9 protein-coding genes and 1 pseudogene are annotated in these 8,305 nt (G+C 70.4%); 4 read left to right on the top strand and 6 right to left on the bottom strand.

The annotated features are described in order from the left end of the window. Positions 1-369 (top strand): annotated as a pseudogene (locus HMPREF0591_RS30905) (transglycosylase family protein); the annotation flags it as partial. 77 nt (positions 370-446) lie between these two features. Here the strand turns inward: HMPREF0591_RS30905 and HMPREF0591_RS11330 are convergent. Genes HMPREF0591_RS11330 through HMPREF0591_RS11315 form a run of 4 tightly spaced genes read right to left on the bottom strand, consistent with a single transcriptional unit; the run spans position 447 to position 2,087 of the window. Further along, positions 447-872 carry a molybdenum cofactor biosynthesis protein MoaE gene (locus HMPREF0591_RS11330; protein WP_007168679.1) on the bottom strand — a complete coding sequence of 142 codons (426 nt, stop codon included), beginning with the start codon at positions 870-872 and terminating at the stop codon, positions 447-449. After that, on the bottom strand, positions 869-1,351 hold the full coding sequence (locus tag HMPREF0591_RS11325) for a MogA/MoaB family molybdenum cofactor biosynthesis protein (RefSeq protein ID WP_040622677.1): 483 nt from the start codon (positions 1,349-1,351) through the stop codon (positions 869-871). The genes HMPREF0591_RS11330 and HMPREF0591_RS11325 overlap by 4 nt, the downstream gene beginning before the upstream one ends. Then, on the bottom strand, positions 1,351-1,878 hold the full coding sequence (gene moaC / locus HMPREF0591_RS11320; RefSeq protein WP_007168677.1) for a cyclic pyranopterin monophosphate synthase MoaC: 528 nt from the start codon (positions 1,876-1,878) through the stop codon (positions 1,351-1,353). Before moaC ends, HMPREF0591_RS11325 begins: the two co-directional genes overlap by 1 nt. 8 nt (positions 1,879-1,886) lie before the next feature. Next, positions 1,887-2,087, bottom strand: coding sequence for a hypothetical protein (locus HMPREF0591_RS11315; RefSeq protein WP_007168676.1), 201 nt, complete (start codon positions 2,085-2,087; stop codon positions 1,887-1,889). 117 nt (positions 2,088-2,204) lie between these two features. Here HMPREF0591_RS11315 and HMPREF0591_RS11310 point away from each other — a divergent pair, with 117 nt between their 5' ends. After that, positions 2,205-4,463: a helicase-associated domain-containing protein gene (locus tag HMPREF0591_RS11310; RefSeq protein WP_007168674.1), complete on the top strand. Its 2,259-nt coding sequence runs from the start codon at positions 2,205-2,207 to the stop codon at positions 4,461-4,463. A gap of 49 nt (positions 4,464-4,512) precedes the next feature. Next, positions 4,513-6,162, top strand: a complete 1,650-nt coding sequence (locus HMPREF0591_RS11305; RefSeq protein ID WP_007168673.1) for a DNA repair helicase XPB — start codon at positions 4,513-4,515, stop codon at positions 6,160-6,162. A 70-nt stretch (positions 6,163-6,232) separates the two neighbouring features. Here the strand turns inward: HMPREF0591_RS11305 and HMPREF0591_RS11300 are convergent, their stop codons facing one another. After that, positions 6,233-7,378, bottom strand: coding sequence for a thiolase family protein (locus tag HMPREF0591_RS11300; RefSeq protein ID WP_007168672.1), 1,146 nt, complete (start codon positions 7,376-7,378; stop codon positions 6,233-6,235). A gap of 28 nt (positions 7,379-7,406) precedes the next feature. Continuing rightward, on the bottom strand, positions 7,407-7,820 hold the full coding sequence (locus HMPREF0591_RS11295; protein WP_007168671.1) for a Zn-ribbon domain-containing OB-fold protein: 414 nt from the start codon (positions 7,818-7,820) through the stop codon (positions 7,407-7,409). Positions 7,821-8,007: 187 nt separating this feature from the next. Between HMPREF0591_RS11295 and HMPREF0591_RS11290 the strand changes: the two genes are divergently transcribed. Then, complete coding sequence (locus HMPREF0591_RS11290) at positions 8,008-8,301, top strand: putative quinol monooxygenase (RefSeq protein WP_040622675.1); 294 nt, start codon at positions 8,008-8,010, stop codon at positions 8,299-8,301. Positions 8,302-8,305 lie beyond the last annotated feature (4 nt).

Below are 8,305 nucleotides of genomic sequence, written 5' to 3'. Positions count from 1 at the left end.
GACGCGATACCGCCGGCACCCCCGGCGGACCTTCCTGCGGACCTCCCGCCCGCACCTCCCGCAGACGCGATACCGCCGGCACCCCCGGCGGACCTTCCTGCGGAGCTCCCGCCCGCACCTCCCGCCGACGCGATACCGCCGGCACCCCCGGCGGATCTCCCGCCGGCTCCCCCGGCGGACCTCCCGCCCGCACCCCCGGCGGACGCGCCCGTGGCCGGCGACGACTTCCACGGTTTCGTGCCGGCCAACATGCCGCAGCACGTTTCAACGGTCGGCTACACCAAGCAACTGTGGGACGCCATTCGGGCTCAGGACATTCAGGGCAACGACGCGCTGGACGCGATCGCCCAGCCGGCCCCGGCCACCTGAGTTCCGCCCGTCAGACTGCCCGGCACGCCTCGAACGTTTCCGCTTCGGGGCGTGCCGGCATTCCAATCGCTACGGCGTTAGGCCGAGCCCACCCATTCCTCGGTTCCGTCGTCGAAGAACTGGTGCTTCCACACCGGTAACCGCGCCTTGATGGTGTCGACCAGCAGCGCGCAGGTGGTAAACGCGGCTTGACGATGGTCGGCGGCCACCGCGGCCACCAGCGCCGCCTCTCCGATGTGCAGCACCCCGACCCGGTGGCTCGCCGCGACGGCGCGCACCCCGCTCGACTGCCCCGCGACATCGGCGACGACCTCGGCCAAGACCTGCTCGGCCGTCGGATGCGCGGTGTATTCCAGGCGCACCACCCGCCGGCCGCCGTCGTGGTCGCGAATCATGCCGACGAAGCCGACGATCGCCCCGGCCGACTGATGGCCCACGAGTTCCTCGTGCTCGGCAAGGAAGATGGGTTGATCGGTCATGGCCGCGCGGACGACGAGCGTCATCGCTGGTGGTCTCCACCGGCGAGCTGGTCGAGCGCGTGATCGAGCACGTCGGCGAGCACCCCCAGGCCGTCGCGCACCCCGCCGGGAGAACCCGGCAGGTTGACGATCAGCGTCCGCCCCGCCACCCCGCACACCCCGCGTGACAACACCGACGTCGGCACCTTCGGCAGTCCCGACCGGCGGATGGCGTCGGCCAGCCCAGGGATCATGTAGTCCAGCACCGCCACCGTCTGGTCGGGAGTGCTGTCGCTGGGCGAGATGCCGGTGCCGCCCGAGGTGATGACCACGTCGACTCCGTCGCCGACCGCCTTGCGCAGGGACTCGCCCACCGGCTCGCCGTCGGCAACCACCTCCGGCTCATCGAACGAAAACCCGCGCTCGCCGAGCCATTCGGCGATGATGGGCCCGCACCGATCCTCGTACACTCCGGCCGACGCCCGGGTCGAGGCGATGATGACGCGGGCGGTTCGGGAGCCCATCACCGCACCCACGTCCCGGTCTTGCCGCCTTCCTTGCGCAGCACCCGAATGTCATCGAGGCGCGCGGCGGGGTCAACCGCTTTGATCATGTCGTACAGCGTCAGACCGGCCACGCTGACCGCCGTCAGCGCCTCCATCTCCACGCCCGTGCGGTCGGTGCTGCGCACCGTCGCGGTGATTTCGATGGCGGCCTCCCCCACGGTGAATTCCACGTCGACCCCGGTGAGTGCCAACTGGTGGCAGAGCGGGATGAGATCGCTGGTGCGCTTGGCGGCCATGATCCCGGCCACCCGGGCGGTGGCCAGCGCGTCGCCCTTGGGCAGGCCGCCGGCCGAAATCAGCTCCACGACGCGCGGTGACGTATGTAGGGCGCCCGCGGCGACGGCGGTCCGCTTGGTGGCCCCCTTGCCGGTGACGTCGACCATGTGCGCAGCTCCGCGGTCGTCCAGATGCGACAGGGCGGCCGGCGGAGGTTCTCCCGGCGCCCACTCCGCCGGGGGCTTGGCGGCCTCGGAGGCCCTGGCCATGCTGGCGCCTACCGGTTAACGACGGTGACCGGGTGCAGGTAGGGCAGGTCCGTGGAGGGTAGCGGGAACACCAGCTCGCCGAAGGGCGACAACGCGCCCGTCCGGTCGGTCGCGAGTTCGCTCACCGCGTGGTCGTCTTGGTCCGTCGTCGGCCAGCCGTTGTCGACATACCTGGTTTTGCGGGCTTTGCCCTCAGCAGTGTCAGCCACGCGTCCATTCTGACAGGTCGCTCTTGCGCGCGTAGTGCAAGACCGTCAGTTCGGCCGACCAGCTGCCGGCAATCGTTGCGCGCTCGGCACCCGCCGACTGTTTTACGCTGGTCAGCAATGACCGACAACACCCCGGACATCCCGCTGGGGTCGTGGCTGGCCGACTTGCCCGACGAGCGGCTGATCCGACTGCTGGAGCTGCGTCCGGACCTCGCCCAGCCGCCGCCCGGCAGCATCGCCGCCCTCGCGGCGCGGGCCCAGGCCCGCCAGTCGGTCAAAGCCGCCACCGACGAGCTCGACTTCCTGCGGCTGGCGGTGCTCGACGCGCTGCTGGTGCTGCAGGCCGATTCGATGCCGGTGCCGACGCCGAAATTGCTGGCGCTGATCGGTGAGCGCGCCCCCGAGGCCGACGTGGTCGGCGCGCTTGACGATCTCCGCGAACGCGCCCTGGCGTGGGGCGACGCCGCGCTCCGCGTCGCACCCGACGCCGGCACGGCGTTGCCGTGGTACCCGGGCCAGGTGACGCTCGAGGACGCCTCCCGCACGGGCGAGGAGATCGGCGGCCTGATCGACGACCTCAACCAGGCGCAGCTCGACGTGCTGGAGAAGCTCCTCGAGGGCTCGCCGATGGGCCGCACCCGAGACGCCGCTCCCGGCGCCCCCGCGGACCGCCCGGTGCCGCAGCTGCTGGCGATGGGCCTGCTGCGCCGCGTCGACGCCGAAACCGTGATCCTCCCCCGCCACGTCGGGCAGGTGCTGCGCGGCGAACAGCCGGGACCCAGGCAACTGACGGCACCCGACCCGGTGGTCTCCACCACCACCACCGACGACGTCGACGCCGCGGCGGCCGGGGCCACCATCGACCTGCTGCGGGAGCTCGATGTTCTGATCGAAACGCTCGCCGCCGCACCGGTTTCCGAGCTACGCAGCGGCGGACTGGGGATTCGTGACGTCAAGCGGCTGAGCAAAATGACCGGCATCGACGAGTCGCGGCTCGGCCTGATCCTCGAGGTGGCGGCCGCGGCGGGCCTGATCGCCAGCGGCATGCCGGACCCCGAACCGGCCACCGGTGACGGGCCGTACTGGGCACCGACGGTGGCCACCGACCGGTTCGCGGCGCTGCCCACCGCCGAGCGCTGGCAGCTGCTGGCCGGCAGCTGGCTCGACCTGCCGAGCCGGCCGGCCCTGATCGGGACCCGCAGCCCGGACGCCAAACCCTATGGCGCCCTTACCGATGCGCTGTATTCGACCGCCGCGCCGCTGGATCGTCGGCTGCTGCTCGGCATGCTGGCCCAGTTGCCGCCCGGCGCGGGCGTCGACGCCGTCGAGGCGTCGGCGGCGCTCATCTGGCGCCGGCCCCGCTGGGCCAAACGGCTGCAGCCCGGACCGGTCGCCGACCTGCTGGCCGAGAGCCACGCGCTGGGCCTGGTGGGCCGGGGGGCGCTCAGCAACCCCGGCCGTGCCCTGCTCGACGACGGCGCCGACGCGCAGGCCGCGATCGACGCCATGGCGCGGGCGCTGCCCAAACCGATCGATCACTTCCTGGTTCAGGCCGACCTGACCGTGGTGGTGCCGGGCCCACTGCACCGCGACCTCGCCGAGCAACTGGCCGCGGTGGCCACCGTCGAATCGGCCGGCACTGCGATGGTGTACCGCGTCAGCGAGCAGACGATCCGGCACGCCCTCGACGTCGGCAAGACCCGCGACTGGATGCATGCCTTGTTCGCCAAGCACTCCAAAACGCCTGTCCCACAAGGCCTTACCTATCTCATCGACGACGTCGCGCGCCGGCACGGCCAGCTGCGGATCGGCATGGCGGCGTCGTTCGTGCGGTGCGAGGACCCGGCGCTGCTGGCCCAGGCCGTGGCCGCCCCCGCGACCGAAGGGGTGCAACTGCGCGCCCTGGCCCCGACCGTCGCGGTGTCGCCGGCGCCGATCGGCGAAGTGCTGGTCGCACTGCGCGCGGCGGGCTTCGCGCCGGCGGCCGAGGACTCCACGGGCGCCATCGTCGACGTCCGGCCCCGGGGCGCCCGGGTGGCCACGCCGCAGCAGCGGCGGCCCTACCGCCCGATGCCGCGGCCCAACAGCGAGAGCCTGAACGCGGTGGTGGCGGTGCTGCGGAAGGTGACCGCCGCCCCGTTCGGCAACATCCGGGTCGATCCCGCGGTCACCATGTCGTTGCTGCAGCGGGCGGCCAAGGAACAAGACACGTTGGTGATCGGTTATTTGGATGCCGCGGGCGTCGCCACCCAGCGGGTCGTGTCGCCCATCACCATTCGGGGCGGGCAGCTGACCGCGTTCGACTCGGCGTCCGGGCGGCTGCGCGACTTCGCCATCCACCGCATCACGTCGGTGGTGTCGGCCAACGGCCGATAATGGATTGCGATGAGCCGCGCCCCCGACACAAGCAGAAGGAGTTGGGCCATTGACTGACGGCCCGTTGATTGTGCAGTCCGACAAGACGGTGCTGCTCGAGGTCGACCACGAGCAGGCCGGCGCGGCGCGTGCCGCGATCGCGCCGTTCGCCGAGCTGGAACGCGCGCCCGAGCACGTGCACACCTACCGCATCACGCCGTTGGCGTTGTGGAACGCCCGCGCCGCCGGCCACGACGCCGAGCAGGTGGTCGACGCGCTGGTCAGCTTCTCCCGGTACGCGGTGCCCCAGCCGCTGCTGGTCGACATCGTCGACACGATGGCCCGCTACGGCCGGCTGCAGCTGGTCAAACACCCGGCGCACGGCCTGACCCTGGTGAGCCTGGACCGCGCGGTGCTCGAGGAGGTGCTGCGCAACAAGAAGATCGCCCCCATGCTGGGCGCCCGGATCGACGACGACACGGTCGTCGTCCACCCCAGCGAGCGGGGCCGCGTCAAGCAGATGCTGCTCAAGATCGGTTGGCCCGCCGAGGATCTGGCGGGCTACGTCGACGGCGAGGCGCACCCGATCAGCCTGGCCCAGGACGGCTGGCACCTGCGCGATTACCAGCAGATGGCCACGGATTCGTTCTGGTCGGGCGGATCCGGGGTGGTGGTCCTGCCCTGTGGGGCCGGCAAGACCCTGGTCGGCGCCGCCGCCATGGCCAAGGCCAGCGCGACGACGCTGATCCTGGTCACCAACGTCGTCGCGGCCCGGCAATGGAAACGCGAGCTGGTCGCGCGCACGTCGCTGACCGAGGACGAGGTCGGCGAGTACTCCGGTGAGCGCAAGGAGATCCGGCCCGTCACCATCTCGACGTATCAGATGATCACCCGGCGCACCAAGGGCGAGTACCGGCACCTGGAACTCTTCGACAGCCGCGACTGGGGGCTGATCATCTACGACGAGGTCCACCTGTTGCCGGCGCCGGTGTTCCGGATGACCGCCGACCTGCAGTCCAAGCGGCGCCTCGGGCTCACCGCCACGCTGGTCCGCGAGGACGGCCGCGAGGGCGACGTGTTCTCCCTGATCGGCCCCAAGCGCTACGACGCGCCGTGGAAGGACATCGAGGCCCAGGGCTGGATCGCGCCGGCCGAGTGCGTCGAAGTGCGGGTCACCATGACCGACAACGAGCGCATGATGTACGCGACCGCGGAACCCGAAGAGCGCTACAAGCTTTGCTCGACGGCGCATTCGAAGATCGCCGTGGTCAAGTCGGTGCTGAGCCGGCACCCCGGCGAGCAGACGCTGGTGATCGGCGCCTACCTCGACCAGCTCGACGAGTTGGGTGCCGAACTGAACGCCCCGGTGATCCAGGGGTCGACGCGGACCAAGGAACGCGAGGAGCTGTTCGACGCGTTCCGGCGCGGCGAGGTGTCCACTCTGGTGGTGTCCAAGGTCGCCAACTTTTCCATCGACCTGCCGGAAGCCTCCGTGGCGGTGCAGGTTTCGGGGACCTTCGGGTCACGCCAGGAGGAAGCGCAGCGGCTGGGGCGGCTGCTGCGGCCCAAGGCCGACGGCGGCGGAGCGATCTTCTACTCGGTGGTGGCGCGCGACAGCCTGGACGCCGAGTACGCCGCACACCGGCAGCGCTTCCTCGCCGAGCAGGGCTACGGCTACATCATCCGCGACGCGGACGACCTGCTGGGCCCGGCCATCTGACCGCGAGCAGTCGCAAACTCGCGCGAAAAACGCTGCTCCAGTGCGATTTCGCGGCTGCTCGCGCCACCGGCTAGAGCGACAGGATGGTCGCGGACGCGGTACCCGGTGCGCCGTACACCTGGGCCAGGCCGACGCGCGGATTGCCGGGCACCTGACGCTCGCCCGCCTCGCCGCGCAGCTGACGCACCAGTTCGTGCATCTGCCGCAGCCCCGACGCGCCGATGGGCTCGCCGTTGGCGATCAACCCGCCGTCGGTGTTGACCGGCATCGAGCCGTGGATCTCGGTGGCGCCGTCGGCCACCAGCTTCTCCTGCTCCCCGTCGGCGCACAGGCCCGTCTCGGCCATGTGGATCACCTCGGCGCCGGCGTCGGTGTCTTGCAGCTGCGCGACGTCGACATCCTCCGGCCCGATGCCCGCCGCCTCGTACGCCGCCCGTGCCGCGTAGACCGTCGGTGACGCGTCCTCGTCCAGGGGGGCCGACGTCGCGTGCACTTCGTACGCCCCGAACCGACGCGTCCGGATCTCGCAGGCGCGCACGTACACCGGCTTGTCGGTGAACTTGTGCGCCATGTCCGCGCGGCACATGATCACCGCGGCGGCGCCCTCGTCGGGCGCGCAGAACATGTACTGCGTCAGGGGATAGTTGAGCACGGTCGAGTTGAGGATCTCTTCTTCGGGAATCGGCTTGCGCCGGAAGGCGTTCGGATTCAGCGCGCCGTTACGGAAGTTCTTGGCCGCGACCTTGGCCAGCGTGGCCTGCGAGATGTGGTGGTCGTGGATGTACTTGTTGGCCTTCATCCCAAAAAACTTGGTGGTGACGAACTGCCCGTTCTGCGCATACCACTGCGGCAGCGCGAGCTTGGCCGGGTCGTCGGTGAACGCGCCACGCGGGTGCTTGTCCAGCCCGATGGCGATGCCGATGTCGTACTTCCCCAACCGGATGGTGTCGGCGGTCTGCTGGATGGCGCTGGCCGCGGTGGCGCACGCGTTGAACACGTTGGTGAACGTGATGCCGGTGAGACCCACCAGGCGGGTGACCGCGTCGGGGTTGGACACCTCGTGGCTGCCGCCGAAACCGAATTGAATGTCCTTCCACGCCACCCCGGCGTCCTGCAGCGCCGCCTGGACGGCCTCGGCGCCCATCTGCATCGCGGTCTTGTCGAACCGGCCGAACGGGTGCAGACCCACGCCGATGATGGCGACATCGTTGGTCATCTCGGTCTCCTCCTTCTCGCGATCGCCACTACACCGGCTGGAACGCGAACGTCATGATTTCGGTGCCCTCTTCGTCGGTGCTGAGCGGGACCATGGTGAGCTCGACCTCCTGACCGAACCGCAGCTTGGCCGGGTCGTTTTCGGTCAGCCGGCCCTCGACGCGGATGACGTCGTCGAGCTGGACCAGGCCCACCCCGAACGGGACGAAGTCCTTGCCGGTCGGCCCGGCGTACGGAGCGCCGGGCGGGAAGCCCTGGGTGGTCCACGCGATCAGCGTTCCGCGGCGCGGCAGCAACACGTCGGTCATTTCCCCGAGGCTGCAGCGCGGGCACCACTGCTGCACCGGGAAGGTGGTGGCGCCGCAACTGCCGCACCGGCTGCCGATCAACTGCGGGCTCTCGTCGGGCCAGGTAGAGATCTCGGGGGCGAGTGCCTTTTGCATCGGGGGATCCTCCAAAAGCGTCCACGGCGCGCCAACAGAACGTGGCTCACTGAACCGTATAACAGCTTTCCGAAAAGTGGAAACCCCATTCTCATCCGTGGCGGCGGACCCCGCCCGTGCCGGCCCGCGCCGGGGCGGCAACGAGGCCGGATATCTTGGGATCGCCGCCGCAACCGAGGAGACGACCATGCCAGTCACGGTGATACTCGAACTGAAGTTCAAGCCCGACGCGGTGCCGCAGGCGCGCGACGTCATGGGCCGGGCGTTGCGGGACACCCGGGCCTTCGCCGGGAACCTCCGCACCGACGTGCTCGTCGACGAGGACGACCACGCCCACTGGCTGATCTACGAATTGTGGGACACGGTGGAGCACGACGAGGCCTACCGCGCGTTCCGAGCCGGCGAGGGCAAGCTGACCGACTTGCCGCCGCTGCTGGCCGAGCCGCCCGTCAAGAAGAGGTACGCCACCTCCGACATCTGACGGG

Source organism: Mycobacterium parascrofulaceum ATCC BAA-614 (assembly GCF_000164135.1).
Classification (GTDB): domain Bacteria; phylum Actinomycetota; class Actinomycetes; order Mycobacteriales; family Mycobacteriaceae; genus Mycobacterium; species Mycobacterium parascrofulaceum.
The sequence above is the reverse complement of the archived record's forward strand: the minus strand, read 5'-3'. Positions and strand labels throughout refer to the sequence as shown.